General features: G+C 38.1%; 20 protein-coding genes, 1 tRNA gene and 1 pseudogene. 8 read left to right on the top strand and 14 right to left on the bottom strand.

The window, feature by feature from the left end:
• Positions 1-215: 215 nt before the first annotated feature.
• The 10 genes and pseudogenes from FIM44_RS05250 to FIM44_RS05305 form a co-directional block, all read right to left on the bottom strand.
• Positions 216-1,133, bottom strand: coding sequence for an outer membrane beta-barrel protein (locus FIM44_RS05250; protein ID WP_140579323.1), 918 nt, complete (start codon positions 1,131-1,133; stop codon positions 216-218).
• Positions 1,103-2,089 (bottom strand): tRNA dihydrouridine synthase, encoded by a 987-nt coding sequence (locus tag FIM44_RS05255; RefSeq protein WP_140579324.1) that lies wholly within the window; start codon positions 2,087-2,089, stop codon positions 1,103-1,105. Before FIM44_RS05255 ends, FIM44_RS05250 begins: the two co-directional genes overlap by 31 nt.
• A 91-nt stretch (positions 2,090-2,180) precedes the next feature.
• Positions 2,181-3,221 (bottom strand): tRNA lysidine(34) synthetase TilS, encoded by a 1,041-nt coding sequence (gene tilS / locus FIM44_RS05260; RefSeq protein WP_194148704.1) that lies wholly within the window; start codon positions 3,219-3,221, stop codon positions 2,181-2,183.
• Positions 3,205-4,302 (bottom strand): HP0729 family protein, encoded by a 1,098-nt coding sequence (locus FIM44_RS05265; RefSeq protein WP_140579325.1) that lies wholly within the window; start codon positions 4,300-4,302, stop codon positions 3,205-3,207. Before FIM44_RS05265 ends, tilS begins: the two co-directional genes overlap by 17 nt.
• An 8-nt stretch (positions 4,303-4,310) precedes the next feature.
• The gene (locus FIM44_RS05270; RefSeq protein ID WP_226928970.1) at positions 4,311-4,562 is read right to left on the bottom strand and encodes a hypothetical protein; all 252 of its coding nucleotides are present in this window, start codon (positions 4,560-4,562) and stop codon (positions 4,311-4,313) included.
• A gap of 158 nt (positions 4,563-4,720) precedes the next feature.
• A complete protein-coding gene (locus FIM44_RS05275) occupies positions 4,721-6,439 on the bottom strand; it encodes a LeoA/HP0731 family dynamin-like GTPase (RefSeq protein WP_140579326.1) in 1,719 nt (572 codons plus the stop codon).
• A pseudogene (locus FIM44_RS08905) lies at positions 6,429-8,290 on the bottom strand (GTPase). The gene FIM44_RS05275 and the pseudogene FIM44_RS08905 overlap by 11 nt, the downstream one beginning before the upstream one ends.
• Before the next feature lie 106 nt (positions 8,291-8,396).
• Entirely contained in the window at positions 8,397-9,716 is a 1,320-nt protein-coding gene (gene rimO, locus FIM44_RS05295; RefSeq protein ID WP_140579328.1) for a 30S ribosomal protein S12 methylthiotransferase RimO, read from the bottom strand.
• 1 nt (position 9,717) lies between these two features.
• On the bottom strand, positions 9,718-10,179 hold the full coding sequence (locus FIM44_RS05300; protein ID WP_140579329.1) for a phosphoribosyltransferase: 462 nt from the start codon (positions 10,177-10,179) through the stop codon (positions 9,718-9,720).
• Between the two features lie 8 nt (positions 10,180-10,187).
• The gene (locus FIM44_RS05305) at positions 10,188-11,297 is read right to left on the bottom strand and encodes a pyridoxal-phosphate-dependent aminotransferase family protein (protein WP_140579369.1); all 1,110 of its coding nucleotides are present in this window, start codon (positions 11,295-11,297) and stop codon (positions 10,188-10,190) included.
• Between the two features lie 147 nt (positions 11,298-11,444).
• Between FIM44_RS05305 and FIM44_RS05310 the strand changes: the two genes are divergently transcribed.
• The 6 genes from FIM44_RS05310 (at position 11,445) to FIM44_RS05335 (ending at position 16,751) form a co-directional block, all read left to right on the top strand.
• Positions 11,445-11,921 carry a phosphatidylglycerophosphatase A family protein gene (locus tag FIM44_RS05310; protein ID WP_140579330.1) on the top strand — a complete coding sequence of 159 codons (477 nt, stop codon included), beginning with the start codon at positions 11,445-11,447 and terminating at the stop codon, positions 11,919-11,921.
• Between the two features lie 77 nt (positions 11,922-11,998).
• The gene (locus tag FIM44_RS05315) at positions 11,999-13,042 is read left to right on the top strand and encodes a D-alanine--D-alanine ligase (protein ID WP_120926872.1); all 1,044 of its coding nucleotides are present in this window, start codon (positions 11,999-12,001) and stop codon (positions 13,040-13,042) included.
• Positions 13,042-13,767: a lipase EstV gene (estV, locus tag FIM44_RS05320; protein WP_140579331.1), complete on the top strand. Its 726-nt coding sequence runs from the start codon at positions 13,042-13,044 to the stop codon at positions 13,765-13,767. Before FIM44_RS05315 ends, estV begins: the two co-directional genes overlap by 1 nt.
• Positions 13,754-15,235, top strand: coding sequence for a Mur ligase family protein (locus tag FIM44_RS05325; protein WP_140579332.1), 1,482 nt, complete (start codon positions 13,754-13,756; stop codon positions 15,233-15,235). The genes estV and FIM44_RS05325 overlap by 14 nt, the downstream gene beginning before the upstream one ends.
• Positions 15,236-15,244: 9 nt before the next feature.
• A complete protein-coding gene (locus tag FIM44_RS05330; RefSeq protein ID WP_140579333.1) occupies positions 15,245-15,730 on the top strand; it encodes an HIT family protein in 486 nt (161 codons plus the stop codon).
• 64 nt (positions 15,731-15,794) lie between these two features.
• Positions 15,795-16,751 carry a ribose-phosphate pyrophosphokinase gene (locus FIM44_RS05335; RefSeq protein WP_000647423.1) on the top strand — a complete coding sequence of 319 codons (957 nt, stop codon included), beginning with the start codon at positions 15,795-15,797 and terminating at the stop codon, positions 16,749-16,751.
• A gap of 32 nt (positions 16,752-16,783) precedes the next feature.
• On the opposite strand, the gene FIM44_RS05340 is transcribed toward FIM44_RS05335, so the two are convergent.
• From FIM44_RS05340 to FIM44_RS08665, 4 genes are all read right to left on the bottom strand, one after another.
• Positions 16,784-16,860, bottom strand: a tRNA-Ile gene (locus tag FIM44_RS05340).
• A complete protein-coding gene (locus tag FIM44_RS05345; RefSeq protein WP_014535608.1) occupies positions 16,822-17,967 on the bottom strand; it encodes an FtsW/RodA/SpoVE family cell cycle protein in 1,146 nt (381 codons plus the stop codon). Before FIM44_RS05345 ends, FIM44_RS05340 begins: the two co-directional genes overlap by 39 nt.
• Before the next feature lie 22 nt (positions 17,968-17,989).
• Positions 17,990-18,151, bottom strand: a complete 162-nt coding sequence (locus FIM44_RS08660) for a hypothetical protein (RefSeq protein WP_238699900.1) — start codon at positions 18,149-18,151, stop codon at positions 17,990-17,992.
• Complete coding sequence (locus FIM44_RS08665) at positions 18,115-18,762, bottom strand: YcjF family protein (RefSeq protein ID WP_238699901.1); 648 nt, start codon at positions 18,760-18,762, stop codon at positions 18,115-18,117. Before FIM44_RS08665 ends, FIM44_RS08660 begins: the two co-directional genes overlap by 37 nt.
• Positions 18,763-19,020: 258 nt before the next feature.
• On the opposite strand from FIM44_RS08665, the gene FIM44_RS05355 reads away from it, so the two are divergent.
• Together FIM44_RS05355 and FIM44_RS05360 are read left to right on the top strand one after the other, a co-directional pair.
• Entirely contained in the window at positions 19,021-20,004 is a 984-nt protein-coding gene (locus FIM44_RS05355; RefSeq protein ID WP_140579334.1) for an RluA family pseudouridine synthase, read from the top strand.
• A complete protein-coding gene (locus FIM44_RS05360; RefSeq protein WP_194148109.1) occupies positions 19,967-21,214 on the top strand; it encodes a fibronectin type III domain-containing protein in 1,248 nt (415 codons plus the stop codon). The genes FIM44_RS05355 and FIM44_RS05360 overlap by 38 nt, the downstream gene beginning before the upstream one ends.
• Positions 21,215-21,218 lie beyond the last annotated feature (4 nt).

The raw sequence follows: 21,218 nt of genomic DNA on the forward strand, positions 1-21,218 counted from the left end.
GTTCCTTAAAGTAATGTTTTATTGCAAAAAATGTATCAAAATGAGAATTTATTTACAATGCGTTTAATTATAGCATAAACATAAATTTATTGGATTTCAAAAAAAAAAAAAAGATTTTGGGGTATTTTAATCTATTTATCTTTGAAGCGTTGATTTTTGTAACGATAAAATGATTTTTTGAATTTTATCATCAGTGTTTAATGGGAAAAGCCAAACTAAAACAAGAACGCGTAACTGACAAAAACTTCTTTATTCCTAAAAACGCTGAAGTTTTGTCGGATCGTTTGTTGTTGCCACGCATTGCTAGAGCCAAAGTTTTTCCAACTTTGCGCGCTCAAGCTATAATAAGGGATTTTTAGCCCCACATTGAAGCGGTTGCGCTTGCCTATATACAAAGAACCCCCAAAGTTCACAAAAAACCCCCCACCCGCTGCAAAAAATTTATCGTCTTGATTCGTGTTTTGGTTTTGATATTGAGAACTCCATAATATTGCGTATTCCACCCCACCCCCACCAAACACGCCTATTTTAAAAAACAGCATTTTTTCTGTTTTTAAAGCGAGTTTTAAAAGGGTGTCTATAGGGAGATTAACAAACACATTCACGTTCAAACCAAACGCCATGAAATGCCCATTATTAAAAAGGAAGTTTTGGGGGTTTGGGGTTTTTTGCAAATTCAAAGAGCCTTGAGTGTTTGAAGCAAGATTGTAGGTTTTAACCGCGCTTGGGTCATAATTGGCTTGGGATAAAAGGGTATCACCCCCCACTTTTTGACCTAATTGCGCTTTAGCGTATTCTATATCCCCCCACACCCTTAATCCTAAAATATGGTATTTATCAATAGCTATTTCATCGCCTATTTGCCCGGTATAAGACAGGTTTTTACCCCCCTTATAATGGGCTTCTAGTTTCTCGCCATAACACACGCTGCTAGGGCAAGTAGGGTTGTCTTTATAGGCTTGTTGCCACATGCTTGTGAGCGCATTAGCCCCTGTGCCTAGCCTAAAACCCAAATAAATGTGGTTTTTTGTTTTAAAAAAAGGCGTTTTTTCAGCGGTATTGCCCCACAAAACCCCCAAGCTGGCTAAAAAAACAAGCGCTTTCAAACGCTTTTTTGATTCAATTCTACCCATAATGGCACTTCACTTTGCAACATTTCTTGATTAAAAAACTCCTCTATGCTCTCTCGCATGCTCTTTATTTCTGTAAGGGTATTGACGCAGTTGCGAAACGCGCTCGCTTGCATTTCTCCCTTAGCGTAAGCATGCAAATTTTTCCTAAACATAACCACCCCCCTATCCCCATAAAACTCCACCATTTTATCAAAATGTTCTAAAACCAAATCTTTTTTCACGACTGCGGGCAATTTTGTGGTGTTGTTTCTGATTTGCCAGAATATCCATGGGGCTCTTAAGGCTGCTCGCCCTATCATTAGCCCATCCGCTTGCGTGATTTGCAAGACTTCAAAGGCTTTTTTCACGCTGTCAATTTCGCCATTGGCTATCACAGGCTTTTTTAAAATCCCTTTCATCAAAGCGATGCTTTCATAATCTATTTTGTCTTTTTGGTATTTGTCGCTTCGTGTCCTCCCATGCACCACCACATAATCCACCGGCGCATCATTTAGGGCATGAGCGATTTCTTTAGGGATTTTCTTTTCAAAGCCTAAACGCACTTTCACGCTTGTGATTTTTTTATTAGTGTTTTCTCTGATGATTTTTAAAAGCTTCACTAAGTAATTTAAATCCTTCAATAGCCCGCTACCATTACCATGATTAGCCACTTTAGGAGCGGGGCAACCGCAATTAAAATCAATCCCACTCACATGCTCTAAAGCGTTGATTTTCTCCACCGCTTCCTTGACTACGCTTTCTTTAGAGCCTGAAATTTGCGCCATGAAATGATCTTCTAAAGGGGATTTTTCTAACATTTTAGAAGTTTTGTCAAACGCATACATCAACGAATGCGAACTCACCATTTCGCTTGTGGTAATATCCACGCCAAATTTTTTCACCACGCTCCTGAAAGGCAAATCCGTATAGCCTGCTAGAGGGGCTAGAAAAAGCCATTTTTTATTTTTAAAGTCCATCCGCTCTCATATTAAAGTTTTTGCTGTATTTTGACACAATCAAGGTTAAAAAGCGCTTTAAAACTTATCGCTTGATTAAAATTAAGATCTTTTATAGATCCATTAAACTCTCTTTAAAACGGGTTAAAAAATCATGCGTTGGTTGTTTTAAAAACTCTGCGTATAAAACAGGCCGTAAGCGTTTAGGGATATTCAATCTCCTGGCTTTGTCTTTAAAATCCTTTGGCATGCTTAAAGTTTTTTGAGGTTTAAGGGCGATAAACGCATGCTCTTTATCCTTTTCAATGATGAATTTTTGAGCGATTTCTAGGCTAAAAAAATGGCGTTTGATTTCTTCTTTTTGAGAAAAGCTCAACACATACCCCTTTTGCTTTAAAATTTTATCCACCATAAAAAGCGCGTTTTGCGAATATTGGAAAAAAGTGATCCCATGCATTTGTGAAATAGGCGTTAAAGAATAAAGCCGCTCTTTTTCTTGATCCAAAAATTTAAAACTTTGGATAATGCCCTTAGAATGATGTTGCATCAAGGAGTTAGCGTAATGTTTCCTGAAAAAATTGCGTTTGAATTTTAAAGAAGAATTAGAATCATCTTCAAAAAATTCCCAATCTTTAGCGAGCGTTTTAAGGGTGTCTTTAGGGGTGTAGAGTAAGGGGCGAACGATCGCATAAAACCCTCTTTTTTCATAAGCTTGAAAGCTTAAAAGCGTGTTTAGTCCGGCACCTTTGCTCAATTGCATCAAAAACCATTCCAGCCTGTCATTCAAATGGTGCGCCAAAATCAAATGCTTGTAAGAATGCTCTTTGATTAGGGTTTCAAAAAAATCATAACGGATCTTTCGCGCTTGCATTTCAAAATTGCGCTCAATCTTTGGAGCGTAATGGATATAGCATTTTTTATGGTGCGTTTTTGCGAGTGTTTGAGCGTGCTGGATGATTTCAAGGCGTTGTTTTTGCGTGTTATAATCCACTAAAGCGATGTCAAAAGCGATATTTTCTCCAACTAAAAGATGGAACAAGCAAGTAGAATCCAACCCACCTGAAAAACCCAATAAATTTTTCCCCTCTCTTAAAGGCTCTAAATAATTTTTAAAATCTCGCGCTATCAAATCGGTGCTAAACGCATGCTGGATTGATGGCGCTTTTTTTTGAAGTTTCCTTGTAGGTTAAAACGCCTTTTAGTAAGCTTGCGCCTTCTATGCCTAAAATTTCATTCCTGAGTTTTTCCACTTCATTCAAACCTGGAGCTTTTTGATGAACGGCTTCGTTGCGGATGTTTTGAATGATGCTTAGGCTTTTTGAAAAAGGATAATTGATGAATCTTTTTAAGTTTTCTTCTAAATGGCATTGGATTTTTTCGTGTTTGAGTAAAAATTTAATGCTCCCAAGATTGGGCTTTTTAGCGAAAAAATCTTCAAGTATCAAAGTTCTTCCTTGGACTTTGTAAGTCAGATCATAAAGGTTGGGGTCTTTTGCACACGCCTTTAAAAGAACTTGTTTAGCAAAAGTATAAATTTCGTATTCTAAGGTTTTGGAGTATTTGACGATGATGCTTGTAAAATCATTCAAAAGATCGTTTTCGCTTTGTAAAAGCTCTAATTCGGCATGAATGATGTTATTGATGCTGTCAGGGTGTAAGAGGTAAAAAAGCCTTTTGCCAAAAACAAAACGCATGAAATTTTCTTGCATGGTTAAATATTCTTTGCTTTTATACACGCTCAGATAATGCTTTTCATCGCCTAAAAAATAAGAACGCTCTTCTTTTAACTTAACCGGCAAAGGATAGACATAATTATTCCCATAAATGGCGTAAGTGTGGTTGTTTGGGGCGATGAAATTGGCTAAAAATCGATCCCTTAAAAGGCTGAAGTCTTCCCTGACTAATTCCCTTAAATCGCTGATAATAAAAAAGTCTTCCACTTCCAAATTTTTTTCTTTATAATAGCTAGGGATCAAACCCTCATCAATCTCTTTAGAAACCTTTATCACCTTAGCGGCAAATAAATTAGCGTAATCGGTCAAAAAAAGCTGCAAAAAATTTTTTTCATTGGTGGCTTTGTAAATCTCTTCTAAAGAGTCTTGCTTTTCTTGATCGTTGAGCTTTGATCGGATTTTACCAAAGCCCACTTGGGATTTTTCCTGTAAAACGCTTAAATGTTGTTGGATAACATCTTTTTGATAGTAAGGGTTATAAAGGATTAAAAGGTGGTTCATGCCTTGTCTTATTTTAGGATTTCTTTGAGGTTTTGTTTGATCTCGTCAGGATTTTGTTCGTATTCTTGGATGAGATCTTTTAAAATTTCAAACAATTCGTTAAAGTCTTGCGGGTGCTCTTTCTTAAACTTCACTACCAAATCCAAAGCTTCACAAGCGTTATTCAATGGATCTTTATCGTCATTGAAAGCGTCTTTGATACCCAAAACCATCTTGGTAATGCGAGTGCTTTGCATGGGGCTTGAAATGCGTTTGCATATAAAGCCTTTGAATGCGTTGGCAAGCTTAAAAGATGCGCAAATTTTAGAAAACATCGCCTTTCCTTATTAAAAGATTTAAAATGCCACTTGTTGGATTAACCCGTTTCAAGCTTAGCCAAAAAGCCTTTTTGATGCGTTTTTGAAATTTTAACATAAATTCAGTTCATTCCTCTTTCAGGCTCAACATCTATGAAATCTTCGCCCTTGATAAAATCTTCGCCAGTTTGAATCCATTTTTCAAGACCTTGAGCGCACTCTTGCGTTTTTTTAACGCTTTCTTCGCATGCTTGGATGCATTTTTCCAGTTCAAACACGCTCGGGAAACATGTTTGTTTGAATCTGGTTTCATCGTTGATGAGAGCTAAGATTTCTTGTTTTTGTCCGTCAAAATTAGATTTCATTTCTTTAGCTTCTTCAAGTTCTTGTTGTTTTTGGTATTTGTTATAAGAATCCCATGCTTCAAAAGCAAGACCGATAAGCGGTAAAGCTTTGTTCAAATTGCCTGCCAATTTGACAGTGCCCCAAGGTTTGAATTTAAAAGCCAAATCTACGCCCACAAATTTTCCCGCAGCCGCTATCGTGTCTCTAGCCAGTTTGATGTTAGTTGCATTGATAAAACCGCTTTGTTTTAAAAGATTGATTCCAATTTTTCCAAACGCTCCGGCATGCTTTTCAAAAAAACTCATATCGGCATTAAAACCAGTTTCAATTTTAGAAATTTCATTTACAATCCCTTGCGTTTGCCTTTCAAATTCATTTTGGACTTTTGTTTCTATATTGATACCTTTATCGCCTATTTCTCTAATAACAAAATCATTAAAGGTTTCTAGGCTGGTGCCAGAAACTTGACGGATGAGATCGCTAAAATACCTCGTTATAAATTCTCTTAAATGAATGCGGGCTTGAGAAATTTCTCCGTTTAGATCTTGAATATCCTTTCGCCTTTTTTCAAGCGTTTTATTCAAATATTCCATTTCTCTCTTAATCTCTTGTTGCTCTTTTTTTGCAAGCGGCATTTGCCTATAGACCACATCTTGAATGACGCTTTTTTTAGCTTCTTCTATGATGGTTAATTTCCCGCCGTTTTCTTTAATCTTTTTTTGCGTCGCGTCTTGCAAGGCTTTGATGTGTGAGAGTTTTTGAAACTCTTCTTTATGTTTTAGCCAGTGTTCCACCCCCAAATCAAAAGGGTTTGCCGCAACAGCGACAATAATCAAACTTTCTTTTTCTTCTTCGCTTAAAGAAATCAAATCATTCAGTCGGTTTTGAATGTTTTCTTTTTTAATCTTAAATCTTTTGTTGTAATCTCCTTCATCTTCAATATCCGCTTCTTCATCAAAACGGCTGATGACAAATATCGTCCTGGATAAAAGATTGAGCGTCCTGAACAACCAATTCAAATCGTCCTTATGGCTTTCTTTGATGGGGTTTGACGGGTTGAACGCGTATAAAATGAGATGGGCTTCGCTGATATATTTTTTTGTAATATCTTTATAGCGTTCTATTTCGCCGCTATCGTGTTCTTTTTTTTCAAACCCGAACAATCCCGGGGTGTCAACCAGCTCAATTTCATCATCTATGTTATAGATTTTAACTTCATCGCTGGATTCTTTGTGGTCTATCTTCATGCTCTTGTCTAGCCGATCGATCCAAGCTGCCGCTATGGATGTTTTCCCGTAAGAAAAACCTCCCACTAAAGCCACTTTAAGTTTTTGACCGGCAACATTTTCCATCGCATTACGAATCTTGTCTTTGAGAAACTCTTTAACCTCGATGCCGTATTTTTCCCCAACATGGACAAAATCAAGTAATTTTTTAAGAATTTCTTGATTCCTCTTTTGGTTTCTTTTAAATTGTTCTAACGTTTCATTTTTCATTGCATGCTCCTTGTTTTGATGTTATTAGAGATGTATCCTAATCTTTTATCAGCTTCTTTTAACCTTTCTTTCTTGTATTCGTAATTCTCAACAGGTTCGTTAAGATCGGCTTTGAGTTTTTTAATCTTTTCCCGTATGTCTTTTTTGCGACTTTCAAGTCGGCTTTTCACATCCTCTGTAATTTTTTCACAAATTTGATGTAAATTCTTATCCACTTCTTTTTTTTGTTGGGATTTTTTATAATCTGGATTGAAAACATTCCACAATGCTTTAACTGCCCCCACTAATGCTACAAGACCCGCTATACCTATTTCAACCCAACCCACAGGATTCCAAATATTAACTATCCCAAGCAACACCAAACCTCCTATTGAAGCCAATAAGCCCATTGTATCAATGCCGTTATCCATATTAAAATCAGCATTAGGATTAAGACTAAGATTATTGATGCGTTCTACAATCGCTAGAGAATCTTGAACCCTTTCTTCAAGTTGTTCAATATTTTTTCTTACACTTCCACGGAATTGTTCCTCGCATTCTTTGAACCGCCGTTCTATGTCTTCAATCAATTTTGTCTCTCTTTGTTCACATTCATTTTTAAAAATTTCTTTACATTCATTATTTCCAATACCTCTTTCAATGCGTTCATGCATTTCTTTTCTAAAATTAAATTCGAATTGATTGATTTTTCTAGCCGCTGAATTTTCCAAATCTGATATATATTTTTCTTTAGAACGATCCAAATTATCGCAAACCTCTTGGTGGTGTCCTTGCAGTTCTTTAATCATTGGATTTATCTGTCCATCAATCGTGGTTATTATCGTATTTTGTAATTCTTCTACCACTTTTAAGGCTTTATTGCAGTTTGATTGAATGATTTTGGCACGCGAATTTTCAAGAAGCTCTTCGGCTATAAATTCTCCTAATATTAAAATGGGATTGATACAATAATTCTCCTGCTTTAAAATCTTTTAGAAATTTTTGTTTCTTTTCATAAAAATCAGTCTCTGGGATCAAAGCCTGTGAAAGGCCATAAAAAGCCGCTTGAGCGCTCACTGCTTTATAGCCCATGTAGTGTTCGCCTAAAATGTTTTTCATCTCTTTATTTAAAATTTTTAAGCTTTCTTCTTCCTTTTCATTAATAAGCCCATCTTTTAAGGCTATTGGGCTATTAATCGGTTTGTTGAAAATCGTCCATACCTCTGTTTGCGAATCAAGCTGTTTTTGGATTTTTTCAATCGTTCCCCTTTTCCCTTCTTCTCCTTTTTGCGGAGGATTAGGCGTTTTGGTAACATAAAAAATAGCATGGGCTTTTTGCGTTGCGTTAGAAATCTGATCGATCACTTTTTGTTCTCTGCCTTCTATCCCTGGCACATCTAGCAAAACAAAATTTTGATGGTTGTATTGGAAAGGATAAGATTGTGTTTTTAAAGTGAAATCGCTCCTCCCATCGCCTATAATCGCTCCATCTTGCAATGAATGAAGTTCGTTTAAAATAGCTTGTTTTTTGCGTTCATCATTTTGATAGTTGTTTTGGTAATTGGAATAAAGCCGCTTGAATCGTTCTTGTTAATCCACTTTGCTTTGTTCTTTAAAAAACATTCTCAAACATTCAATAAGGGTTGATTTCCCCGCACCGGTTTCCCCATAAAAAGCAATGGTAAAATTTTCCCACTCTTCATTATTTTTCAAGCTTTCAAGCTCTTTTAAACTTTTAAATTCTAATTGTTGGAATACCTTTAACGCTTCTTGGTTGAATCGCTTTAGTTTTTCATCTTTATCATCAGCGTTTTTAAAAATACTTTGAAGATCTTTAATGCTCTTTTCTACGCCAAGATAAATGTCTTTCATTTTGCATGCCTCAAGCGGATTTTTCTTGCGCATTTTAACAAAAAAAAACGCAAACCCCACCCTCTAACTACGCTCTAGCCGCGCTTTTAGCCTTATGGCTAGCTTTTCAAAAAGGGCTTAAAACCTTAGCGAGTAAGATATTGTCTTTAAAGGCGCTAGGCACAATCGTGTAATGCCCGGGTTGTAAAGGGGTGGTTAAGGCGCTGTCATTGATTAAAATTTCCCCATCCACTTCAGGCGCCCACCTGAGATCCCTTGCTTTGTAAAAATACTCGCCCTCTTTATTTTCCACTAACGCCTTAATGGGCTTATTTAACAAAGCCTTAAAAGAATGGTTCTGGTGTTTTAAAGCGATTTTATTCAAGGCTTTGATGCGAGCGTTGATGATCTTTTTAGGCACTTTCTCTAAAGAATAGGCATGCGTATTTTCTTCTGCGCTGAAAGCAAAAATATTCAACCGGTCAAACCGGAACTCGTCCAAAAACGCACTCAATTCCTCAAATTCGCCCTCATTTTCTTCCGGATGCCCTACAATGATCGTGCTTCTGATAAAGCTTTCTTTAACCTGCTTCATAGCGTTTAAAAGCTTTAAATGGTACGCTTGGCTGGAGTTGCGGCGCATTTTTTTAAGCATGGAGTCGCTGATATGCTGGATGGGCATGTCAAAATAATTTTGAAAAATGGGCGAACTTTCAATCGCGCCAATAAGCTCTAAAGTGGTGCTAGAGGGGTAGAGGTATAAGATGCGAGCGCTCTTTAAGGCTTGCTGTTTGTCAATCGCTTTAATAAGCTGGATCAAGCCGTCTTTTTGCCCCTTATCGTATAAAAAGGAGCTAGAATCTTGAGCGATAAAAGTCATATCCGTATAGCCTTTAAGCGCGAGATTTTCCACTTCTTTTAAAATGGAGTCTAATTCCCTGCTTTGTAATTTCCCCTTAAAGCTAGGGATAGCGCAAAAAGAGCATTTTTGATTGCAACCCTCAGAAATTTTAACATACGCATGCACGCTCGATCCCGTGATGATACGCGCGTTATAATGCTCGCTTAAAAACACTTGCTCGCTGAATTGGTTTTGTTTTTTAGCGATCAAAATATCAATCTTGTCATAATCCCCCACGCCGGTAAAAATATCTACTTCAGGGATCAACTCTTTGATTTCATCTTTATAGCGCTCGCTCAAGCACCCGCTCGCAATCAAAATCGCTCCCTTTTTTTTGTCTTTAGCGGCGTTTAGAATGGTTTGGATGCTCTCTTGTTTGGCGCTTTCAATAAAACCGCAAGTGTTGATCAAAATCACATCGGCGTTTTTAGCGTCATTAGTGAGCATGTAGTTATAAAGCTTGCCTAACATCACTTCTGAATCCACCAAGTTTTTAGAGCAACCTAATGAGATCAAGCAAAGTTGTTTGTTTTCTTTAATTTGCATGTTAATGGCTTTTTAAGTTTTTCAAATCCACTTCCCAAAAGAAATCAATCCATTCAGGAGCGTCTTTTAAAAACGCATCGGCTTTGTATTTTGCGCTTGTTTTTTGGAACAAACTCGCGCTATAAAACTTTTTATCAGGGTGTTTGTCTTGCAACACTTTAAGCACCGCTTCTAAAGAATTACCGCTATCTACGATTTCATCTACCACAAGAATGGTTTTTAAATGATCTTTGATCGTTGGGATATTTTCAATTTTTAGGGCGTTTTGTTGCTTGGTGGTGTCATAAGAAATCGCATTGATGCCATAAACTTCCCTTAAATCCCAGTGCAAACTCAAAAAATGCGCTAAAGTCATGCCCCCTCGCATCACGCACACAAGGGCTTCTGGGACACCGCAAAGGCACTCCACTTGTTTGACTAATTCCAGGCTGTCTTTTAAAAAGGCTTCATAAGAATAATGCATTATAGTCCTTAAATTTCATAATATTGCTTCAAAAAGGTTGCGTTCGCCACGCCGTCAAATTCCCTTAACTTCAAATCGTTTAAGGCTAACTCTAGGGCGTTTAAGGCGTAGGCGGTTTTGTAAACAGGAATAATCCCCATGTGGTTGATGCGAATGAGCGCGTCTTTATAAGGCTCTTGACCGCCCGCAAATTGCACCTGGTATTTTTCTTTCAAAAGGTTTCTCAATTCTTTGGCATGCTCATTAACAATCGTTGTCATGCTCAAGCTCGGGCTTTTAGGGAAAATCTTTAAACCTAAAGCTAAAACGGCTTTTTGAGTGGCTAAAGCGACTCGTTTAGTCTCTTGATAGAGCGCTTCAAAGCCCCCTAAATTCTGCACCAATTCAAAATAGCGCTGCAACCCTAAAGTGTGTAAAATAGGAGCGGTGTAGCTTGTGGTGTTGTTTTTTTGGTTTTTCAATTCGCTCTTCAAATTGAAATAAAACCCCACATTGCGTTCTTCTATGCGATCAATCGCCTTCTGGCTCAATGCGATTAAGCTCATCGCAGGAGGCAGCATGAACGCTTTTTGACTCCCTCCAATGAGCGCATCAACATGCGTTATTTCTAAAGGCTCAACCCCTAAAGCGGTGATAGCATCTACTATCACAAAAACATTCGGGTTAGTTTCTTTGATCGCTTGAGCGATTTTTTCTACAGGGTGTCGTAACCCCCCACTAGACTCGCATGCTTGAATGCAAAACGCATCAATGTTAGGGTTGGCTTTAAGCGCGTTTAATACCCCATCCACTTGAGCTGGTGTGTCCCATTCATAGACTAATTCATGAGCTTTGATAAAATGGGCTTTAGCGATCTTGCCAAACCTTTCGCCAAACTTACCCGCATTCACAAAAAGCAACTCTTTTTGACACAAGGAAAGCGCACTCGCTTCCATAGCCCCTGTCCCGCTACTATTTAAAAGCAAAACTTCTTCTAAACCGGTCATTTTTTTTAAATTTTCTCGCACGCTTTGGAAAATCTTTTCAAAATCTTTAGTGCGGTGGTGGGGCATTGGCTGCGAAAAGCTTGAGCGCATCTCTTCATTAATGGCTACAGGACCTGGAGTGAAAAGCAACATGTTAAAATTAACCTTTAATTTTTGAGAGAATTTAAAAGTTATCATACTAAAACGCGCTTAAAATTAAGCCTCATTGTTTAGGAAAATCGCTTTTTAATGCAAATAAATGCTAAAATGCCATGATTTAAAAAGAATTTAAGGCAATGATTGGATAAATTTAGTCTTCGCACGTGTTTTTTAACCCTTTTTTTTAGCGGGTATTCTAAAAAAGCTCCTGGAACGATAGGGAGTTTAGTAGCGTTGTTATTAGGCTTACCCGTTTTAATTTTTTCGGCTAACACTTTGTTTTTAGGGGCGATTTTTGTTGGGCTTATCGCTATCGCTCAAATAGATAAGGAAGAAGAAGAGACTAATATCCATGACAGCTCTTACATTGTGATAGACGAATTAGTGGGCATGTGGTTGGCGATGGCGATTAGCGGGTTATCGTTAGCGGGCGTGGTTTTGAGTTTTATCTTTTTTAGGATCTATGATATCACTAAGCCCTCACTCATTGGCAAGATAGACAAGGAAGTTAAAGGGGGCTTAGGGGTTGTGGCTGATGACGCTTTAGCGGGTGTTTTAGCCGGATTGAGCGTGTTATTAATTATCAATATTTTAGGATTTTTTAACATTAAACTTTAATTTTAAGAAAATTCAAAAGCCTTTTTTTAGGTAAATATAGATAGACTTTATTGCAATCGTTTTTAGGGAGTTTGATCGTGGAGTTTTGCGTTTTATTTGGTGGGGCGAGTTTTGAGCATGAAATCAGCATTGTGAGCGCGATTGCGCTTAAAGAAGCGTTAAAGGATAGGATTAAATATTTTATTTTTTTAGATGAAAACCATCATTTTTACTTGATTGAAGAATCCAACATGCATTCAAAATACTTCGCTCAAATCAAAGAAAAAAAATTACCCCCCCTAATGCTGACACACAATAGCTTGCTTAAAAACTCGTTTTTAGGCACTAAAATAATAGAATTACCCTTAGTGATTAATCTTGTGCATGGGGGCGATGGCGAAGACGGGAAATTAGCGAGCTTGTTAGAATTTTATCGCATCGCTTTTATAGGCCCTAGAATTGAAGCGAGCGTGTTGAGTTATAACAAATATTTAACCAAGCTTTACGCCAAAGACTTAGGGGTAAAGACTTTAGATTATGTTCTTTTGAATGAAAAAAACCGCGCTAACGCCCTAAATTTGATTGGCTTTAATTTTCCTTTCATCATCAAACCTAGCAATGCCGGGAGCTCTTTAGGGGTGAGCGTTGTGAAAGAAGAAAAAGAATTGATTTACGCTTTAGACGGCGCGTTTGAATATTCTAAAGAGGTCTTAATAGAGCCTTTCATTCAGGGAGTGAAAGAATACAATTTAGCCGGTTGCAAGATTAAAAAGGATTTTTGTTTTTCCTATATTGAAGAGCCTAACAAACAGGAATTTTTAGATTTCAAACAAAAATATTTGGATTTTTCACGCAATAAAGCCCCTAAAGCGAACCTTTCTAACGCCCTAGAAGAACAACTAAAAGAAAATTTTAAAAAACTCTATAACGATTTGTTTGATGGCGCGATCATCCGTTGCGATTTTTTTGTCATAGAAAATGAAGTGTATCTCAATGAGATCAACCCCATTCCTGGCAGTTTAGCGAATTATTTGTTTGATGATTTTAAAACAACGCTAGAAAATTTAGCGCAATCGTTACCCAAAACCCCTAAAATCCAAATCAAAAACTCTTATTTGTTGCAAATCCAAAAGAATAAGTAATGGCCAAACGCAGTATCGCTTATTTGGATAGCGTTTTTGACATTTCCTACACTTTTATAGACCACCATAGCCCTTTAAACGCCTTGTTTTTGCATGGCTGGGGGAGTTCTAAGGAAATCATGCAACAAGCGTTTCAAGGCTGTTTTTTAAATTACAACCATTTGTATGTGGATTTGCCCGGCTTCAATCAAAGCCCTAACGATGAAAGAGTTTTAGAAACTAAAGATTATGCCAATATCATCAACCTGTTCTTAAAAAGCGTGGATAAAAAAGCGCATGTCGTTTTTGGGCATAGCTTTGGAGGGAAAGTGGCGATCTTGTGTGAAAACGAACAAATTATTTTATTGAGCAGTGCAGGGATCTTAGAGCCAAAACCCTTAAAAGTGCGTTGTAAAATCCTTTTAGCTAAAATCTTTAAAAAATTAGGCTTGAATTTAGGGTTTTTGAGGAGTAAGGACGCTATGGGGCTTAATCAAGCGATGTATGAAACCTTTAAAAAAGTAGTTAGCGAAGACTTTAGCGATCATTTCAAACGATGCGAGAAGGAAGTTTTATTATTTTGGGGTAAAGATGATAAAGCAACCCCCTTAAGCTCCGCTCAAAAAATGCAAACCTTATTGAAAAGAAGCGCGTTATTCGTTTTAGAAGGGGATCATTTCTTTTTTTTAAACCAAGCAAAAGAGGTTGAAAAACTAGTGGAGAATTATCATCATGCAAAGTCTTAGTTGGCTGAATTTAGCGTTTCGTTGGCTCTTTATAACAGGGCTTGGCTATTATATAATGACTTTATTGCAATGGTATCATTACAGCGTGTTTAGGATCTTAACCAAGCACCACAAAATGCGTTGGCATGGGATTTATTTTTTATGGCCTTTAGGGGTGTTTATCCTATCGTATGCTTTCAAAATGCCGTTTGTTTTGGATTTCTTTTGCGGTGTTATTCAAATACCCATGCTCCTTGTTTGGGCCAAACGCAACGACAAACCTTTAGTTTTCACGCCAAGGGTGAAGCGCTTTTTTATCTTCTTATTACTCTTTTTAATCTTGCATGAAATCTTAAATACAGAATTAGTCCCTTTGAATGGGATTTCGCTCGCACTCGCTTATTTGTGTTTATTTATATTCGTTTTGAGCGCTTCTTTAATCTTTGAAAAAGTCCTATCCAGGCGGTATTTGCAAACCGCTAAAGATAAAATCGCCTCTTTAAAAAATTTAAAGGTCATCGCCATTACCGGAAGCTTTGGGAAAACCAGCACCAAAAATTTCTTGCTTCAAATCTTACAAGCCACATTCAACGCGCATGCAAGCCCCAAGAGTGTCAACACCCTTTTAGGGCTTGCGAATGATATTAACCAGAATTTAGATGATAGGAGTGAAATCTATATCGCTGAAGCCGGGGCAAGGAATAAGGGCGATATTAAAGAAATCACCCGCCTCATTGAACCGCACCTTGTTGTGGTCGCAGAAGTGGGCGAACAGCATTTAGAATATTTTAAAACTTTAGAAAATATTTGCGAGACTAAAGCGGAATTATTGGATTCCAAACGCTTAGAAAAAGCCTTTTGTTATTCTATAGAAAAAATCAAGCCCTATGCCCCTAAAGATAGCCCTTTAATAGATGTTTCTAGCTTGGTTAAAAACATCCAATCCACTTTAAAAGGCACTTCTTTTGAAATGCTTATAAATGGTGTTTGGGAAAGATTTGAAACAAAGGTTTTAGGCAAATTTAACGCTTATAATATCGCTTCAGCCATTTTAATCGCCAAGCATTTAGGATTAGAAACCGAAAGGATCAAACGGCTTGTTTTAGAACTCAACCCTATTGCCCATCGCTTGCAACTTTTGGAAGTGAATCAAAAAATCATCATAGACGATAGCTTTAACGGGAATTTAAAGGGCATGTTAGAAGGCATTCGTTTAGCGAGTTTGCACAAAGGGCGTAAAGTCATTGTAACACCGGGATTAGTGGAAAGCAATACAGAAAGTAATGAAATTTTAGCGCAAAAAATAGACGAGGTTTTTGATGTCGCTATCATCACAGGGGAGTTGAACTCCAAAACGATTGCTTCAAAATTGAAAACCCCCCAAAAAATCTTACTCAAGGATAAGGCGCAATTGGAAAATATCTTACAAGCCACCACGATTCAAGGCGATTTGATTTTATTCGCTAATGACGCCCCTAATTACATTTAGGAAATGAACATGCAGCATTTATACGCTCCTTGGCGCGAAAGTTATTTGAAAGAGAAAAATAAGAGTTGTGTCTTTTGTGAAATTTCTCAAAACCCCACAAAAGATTCAGAAAACAGAGTGCTTTATAGAAATAGCGATCTCTTTGTGGTGATGAACGCCTACCCTTATAACCCAGGGCATTTGTTGATCATTCCCCATGCGCATCAAGCGAGCGTGGAACTTTTAGAGCTGAATACTTGGCTGAACATGAATAAATTAGTGCCTAAAATTTTAAAAGCGTTGTATGCTTATGGCGCTCAAGGGATCAATTTAGGTTTGAATTTGCACAGAAACGCCGGAGCAGGGATCCCTGAGCATTTGCACATGCATTTAGTGCCTAGGTTTTTAGGCGATAGCAATTTTATGAGCGTTATCGCTCAAACCAGGGTGTGCGGGATTGATTTGAATGAAACCTATCTTACCTTAAAAAACTTATTAGAAAAGGAGCTTCATTGAAAACAAACGCTTTTAGTTTGGGTGTGTTACAATTGATTTTAATTCATTTTAGGGAGTGTCAGCGATGAAGGCGCGTGGGTTTAAGGCAAAGATGCGTGGGTTTAAGATTTTTTCAGGGAGCGCTCACCCTGCATTTGGCAAAGAAGTGTCAAAGCATTTAGGCTTTCCCTTATCCAAAGCGGTGATAGGCAAATTCAGCGATGGTGAAATCAATATCCAAATCAGCGAATCGGTGCGCGGTAAGGATATTTTTATTATCCAGCCCACTTGCGTGCCGGTCAATGACAATTTAATGGAATTGTTAGTCATGGTAGATGCTTTAAGGCGCAGTTCGGCCAATTCTATCACAGCGGTGTTGCCGTATTTTGGCTATGCCAGACAGGACAGAAAAGCGGCTCCAAGAGTGCCTATCACGGCTAAAATGGTCGCTAATTTGATGCAAGAAGTGGGGATTGAAAGGATCATTACGATGGATTTGCATGCCGGGCAAATCCAAGGCTTTTTTGATGTGCCGGTGGATAATTTATACGGATCTATCGTTTTTAGAGATTATATCCGCTCTAAAGCGTTAAAAAACCCTGTGATCGCTAGCCCTGATGTGGGTGGGGTTACAAGAGCTAGGTATTTTGCCAATCAAATGGGCTTGGATTTAATCATCGTGGATAAGCGCCGTGAAAAAGCTAATGAAAGCGAAGTGATGAATATTATCGGCTCAGCCAAGGAGCGCGATGTGATTTTAGTGGATGATATGATTGATACCGCAGGCACGATCTGTAAAGCCGCTTTAGCTTTAAAAGAGCAAGGGGCAACTTCTGTCATGGCGTTAGGCACGCATGCGGTTTTGAGCGGGAATGCGATCAAGCGTATTAAAGAAAGCGCGTTAGATGAAGTGGTGGTAACTAACTCTATCCCTTTAGTTCAAAAATGCGATAAAATCACCACTTTAAGCGTAGCACCCTTATTTGCGGAAGTGATCAGAAGGATTTATCATAACGAAAGCGTCCAATCGCTTTTCACTTAAAAAAAGGGGAAAGGGGGATAAAAAAGTGGGAGTGGTGGATTCTGTAGGACTTGAACCTACGACCAATCGGTTATGAGCCGAGCGCTCTGACCAGCTGAGCTAAGAATCCAAAATTCCCAAAAGATGGTTTGCTATTGTATCCAAAAATATAGCGAAAAGCAAGCAGGTTTTCTAAGATCCCAAATAAGATCATAAAAGTGATGAAACTGCTCCCCCCATAGCTAAATAAAGGCAAGGGAATCCCCACCACAGGGGCTAACCCTAAAGTCATGGCGATATTCACGCTGGAATAAACAAAGATTAAAATAGAAATCCCAAGGGCTACAATCTTTAAAAACCAATCGCTGTTGCTCTCAAACATGTAAAAAAACAAATGCAAACTCAAGCCTATATAAATCGCAAAAAGCAACATAGCCCCCAAAAACCCAAAACGCTCCACGAAATAAGCGAAGATGAAATCGCTCGTTGCGATAGGCAAGAATTTGAATTTGGTTTGCGTGCAGGCTTCTTTAGATTTGCCTAAAAACCCACCCGATCCTATAGCGATAATGGATTGCATGACATGGTAATTAGGTTTTTCAGAAAGAAAGTCTGCGATGCGCTTTTTTTGGTAATCGTGCAAAAAGTGATAAGCGATAGGCGAAGCCACTAAGAGAGCGATAAAAAGAGGGAGCCACACCCTAGTCCTTAAACCCACGATCAATAAAATCCCAAAACCCATGATTAACACAATAAGAGCCGTGCCTAAATCAGGCTGTTTTAAAATCAAAGCCGCCGGTAAGCAAATGTAAAAACTAAGCTTTAAAAACATGCCCCAATCATAGCCCTTAAAAGGGGGTGGGTTTATTTTAATCAAATGCGCCAATAATAAAAGGATAGCGATTTTCACAGGTTCGCTAGGCTGTAAAGAAATAGAGGTAAAGGGAATGACTAGCCATCGTTGCGCCCCAAGCTTGCTCGATCCCATAAAATCCACTAACGCTAATAAAATAACGCACGCCCAATAAAACACAAAGAGCCACCGATCAAGCTTCCTGAAAGGGATAAAAAACACGATCCAAAAGAGAAGAAACCCTATCGCATAATAAACCCCTTGCTTTAAGCTCAAAGCCGCACTGCTCTCAAAAATCAATAAAAAAGAAACCACAAGCAAGGGAATAATAAACACAAAAGGCAAAAAATCAAAATGCATCCAGATTCTTTTGTCTAATGCCATGCGTTTTTCATAACCCCTAATCTTATGGTTTTAATTTTTTAATGGTATCCAAACTGAGATAATTCTCCTTAAAGAGAGATTTTATCGTATCCATTGCAGGCAATTTTACTTCGCCCGTTTCATCATTAAAGCATGTTTCTAGCACTTTCAAATAAGCAAACCCAATGCCTTCTGTGATAACCACAGCGGTTGCACCCCTGCAACACTCCCCACAACAGGAATGAATTTAAGCAAGCCATTAACGAGCGTTCTCCCCACTTGCGCGACTGCGGTTACGCCTAACAATCCGGTGATTAGCGATGCGGCTACAGATTCTTCCAAATCCATTCCAAAAGCGTCGTTCATTTTATAGATCATTCCTGCTTGAATGGGCGCGATAGCGAGCGCATCGCTAAAAGGTATGGGGATAAGCCCAACCGATCCAGCCGCTCCTGATGCAATATGGATAATGGTTTTACTTTTATCTATCATGGCTTGTTTTCGTGCTTGGATATTAGCTTTTTGAATCAGCAAGAAATGGTTTTGTTTGTTTTTCTTAGCGTCTATCAAGCATTTTTTCGTTTCATCTACCAATTCTTCTAAACCTTCAATAGGGACTTCAATGCCTCTAAATGAAAACGCAACGGAATTGACTCTCGCATAGGCTTTGACAAAACCTTTAAAGCCCCATTCTTCATCTATGATCTCTTTAGTTTCTTTAACAAAGGCATCGCCGGCTTTTTCTTGTGTGTTGGTAAAAACGAAAATCGTTGGGATATTCCAATTTTTATCAAAGCTTAATAACTCTCTCTTCAACCCTAGGGTAAGACTCTAGAATGCACAAATACGCTATATGAGAGATATTCAGAAAGCTTATCTATATTTAACTCGCCCATTTTTTTATTGAACGCACCGCCTAAAAAATTATCAAGTTCCATTAAAACCCCTTTATAGAATGATTTAAGATATAAGGCTTATGGATTATAGTTTATTAAACTAACTCATGAATAGAAACATGATTTTTTAAGGTTTTGAGTAAAATAATGGTTTTTAAAAAAGCAAAAAAGAGTTTGGATGCAAAAAGTTTTTATCGCCCCAACTAATCACAAACGCATTGATGAATTTTTAGCCAAAGAATTGCAAATTTCTAAAAACCAGGTATTGAATTTGATTAAAGAAGGGCTAGTGTTTTGTCAAAAAAAGGGGGTAAAAAAGGGCGGGTTAGCCTTAAAAAAGGGCGATGAAATCACGCTTTTAACTCCCAAAATCACGCCTAAACCCTTAAAAAGAGGGCTTGATTTAGAAATAGGAGTCATTTTTGAAGATGAAGACTTGTTAGTGTTGAATAAGCCCCCTAATTTAGTCGTCCATAAAGCCCCAAGCGTGAAAGAGCCTACTTTAGTGGATTGGTTGGAATTTAAAAATTACGAGCTTTCTAATCTGGGTTTAAAAGAGCGCTATGGGATTGTGCATCGTTTGGATAAGGACACGAGCGGGGGGATTGTCATCGCTAAAAACAATTTTACCCATGTTCATTTGAGCGAGCAGCTCAAAACCAAAATAATGGGGCGCTACTATATCGCTTTGCTTTCAACGCCCTTAAAAGAAGAAAAAATGAGCGTGGAATGCTATTTGACAAGAAACCCTAATAACCGCTTAAAAATGATAGCGCTCAAAGCGGCCAAAAAAGAAAAAAGCCGTTATTCTAAAAGCGAATTTATCAGCTTGCTGACTTCTCAAAATAATCTTAATTTGATAGGGGCTAAATTGTTCACTGGGCGCACGCACCAGATCAGAGTGCATTTAGAATATTTGAACAGACACATCATAGGCGATAATCTTTACGGGCTTAATGGGGCGCTTCCTAAAGAAGAAATAAGAATCATGCTGCATGCCTATTTGATAGAGTTCAAACACCCTAGAAGCGAGCAAAAACTGCGCTTTAAAGTTCCCCTATTAAAGGATATGTTAGAATATCTTAAAAAAGTTTTTGACAAGGAGAATTTAGATGAGGTCTTGGATGAAGAAAAAATACTTCACGCTTTTATTGCAAAGTAGTGTGGTATTAGCGGTTTTTATAGGGTGTTCTTCTACCAGGAATCATACTTTTTCAGCCCTTAATAATCAAGAAAATACAGATACTAAGCTCCCGGTAGTCCATTCTATTAAAACCATTAACGATGTGAGTTCAGTGGGTTTTGAATGGCCTAAAATCGCTGATACTTATGATATTGATGGGTTTATTTTGTATCGTTTGAAAAAAGACTCCAAACTTAAAAGAATCGCCACGATTAAAAACCCTTATGCGACTCATTATTATGACGAGGGGCTAGAAACAGAGAGTTCTTACACTTACCAGCTCGCTACTTACAAGGGCGATAAAATCTCTAACCTTTCAGACCCCATTCTAGTAAAAACCTCTTTTATCAATCCTGTAGAAAGCGTTTTTGCAAGCCTTGAATACCCTAAAAGCGTGAAAGTCTTTTGGAGTCCACACCCAAATCCCAGCGTTTCTAAATACATCATTCAAAGGCAGAATAAAGAAGGCAAATTTTTAAATGTAGGGGCTGTGAAAAACCGCTTGTTTGTGGAGTATTTTGATAAAGATTTAGAGGATGGGAAAAAATACCGCTACCGAGTCATCGCCGAAAATTTCATGGGGGATAAATCCAGGCCTAGTATCATAGTGGAGGGGAAAACCAAAGATTTACCCAAAGAAATCGCTAATGTTAGAGTGAGCCAAAATCTCACACGACACATTGAATTGAGTTGGGACAAATCCACCCAAGAAGATGTGATAGCTTATCGCATTTACGCTTCCAATAACCGCAACGATAAATACAAATTCATCGCTCAAACCGCTAACACTTCTTATGTGGATAAAATAGAAAAAGACAACCTTACGCGCTATTATAAAGTCGTCGCCGTAGATAAAACGCATCTTGAAGGGGCATTACCCAAAGAGCCTGCAATGGGTGAGACCGCTGACAGACCCGAAGCTCCTATCATCACTAAAGGGACTATTCAAGACTCTTCAGCTTTCATTCAATGGGAAAATAACCCAAGCGCTAAAATAGCCACCTATGCGGTGTATCGTTTTGAAGCCAATTCTAAAACCCCTTTGCGCTTTGGGAATATCACCAAAAACCAATTCGTGGATAAAGACATGAAAGTGGGTGTGGCTTACCGCTATCAAGTGGTGAGCGTGGATAAAGATGGTTTAGAGTCGCACCCAAGCAAAGAAGTGCGTTTGTTTTTAGAGCGCTAAAAGG

The organism is Helicobacter pylori (assembly GCF_006440215.1).
Lineage (GTDB): Bacteria > Campylobacterota > Campylobacteria > Campylobacterales > Helicobacteraceae > Helicobacter > Helicobacter pylori_CS.

Excerpts from the sequence above, each read along its gene's own strand:
- rimO (WP_140579328.1), bottom strand. The coding sequence starts at position 9,716 with ATGCAAATTAAAGAAAACAAACAACTTTGCTTGATCTCATTAGGTTGC.
- FIM44_RS05330 (WP_140579333.1), top strand. The coding sequence starts at position 15,245 with ATGCAGCATTTATACGCTCCTTGGCGCGAAAGTTATTTGAAAGAGAAA.
- FIM44_RS05345 (WP_014535608.1), bottom strand. The coding sequence starts at position 17,967 with ATGGCATTAGACAAAAGAATCTGGATGCATTTTGATTTTTTGCCTTTT.
- FIM44_RS05255 (WP_140579324.1), bottom strand. The coding sequence starts at position 2,089 with ATGGACTTTAAAAATAAAAAATGGCTTTTTCTAGCCCCTCTAGCAGGC.
- FIM44_RS05325 (WP_140579332.1), top strand. The coding sequence starts at position 13,754 with ATGCAAAGTCTTAGTTGGCTGAATTTAGCGTTTCGTTGGCTCTTTATA.
- FIM44_RS05305 (WP_140579369.1), bottom strand. The coding sequence starts at position 11,297 with ATGTTGCTTTTCACTCCAGGTCCTGTAGCCATTAATGAAGAGATGCGC.
- FIM44_RS05275 (WP_140579326.1), bottom strand. The coding sequence starts at position 6,439 with ATGAAAAATGAAACGTTAGAACAATTTAAAAGAAACCAAAAGAGGAAT.
- estV (WP_140579331.1), top strand. The coding sequence starts at position 13,042 with ATGGCCAAACGCAGTATCGCTTATTTGGATAGCGTTTTTGACATTTCC.
- FIM44_RS05355 (WP_140579334.1), top strand. The coding sequence starts at position 19,021 with ATGCAAAAAGTTTTTATCGCCCCAACTAATCACAAACGCATTGATGAA.
- FIM44_RS05250 (WP_140579323.1), bottom strand. The coding sequence starts at position 1,133 with ATGGGTAGAATTGAATCAAAAAAGCGTTTGAAAGCGCTTGTTTTTTTA.
- FIM44_RS05300 (WP_140579329.1), bottom strand. The coding sequence starts at position 10,179 with ATGCATTATTCTTATGAAGCCTTTTTAAAAGACAGCCTGGAATTAGTC.
- FIM44_RS05265 (WP_140579325.1), bottom strand. The coding sequence starts at position 4,302 with ATGAACCACCTTTTAATCCTTTATAACCCTTACTATCAAAAAGATGTT.
- FIM44_RS05360 (WP_194148109.1), top strand. The coding sequence starts at position 19,967 with ATGAAGAAAAAATACTTCACGCTTTTATTGCAAAGTAGTGTGGTATTA.
- FIM44_RS05335 (WP_000647423.1), top strand. The coding sequence starts at position 15,795 with ATGAAGGCGCGTGGGTTTAAGGCAAAGATGCGTGGGTTTAAGATTTTT.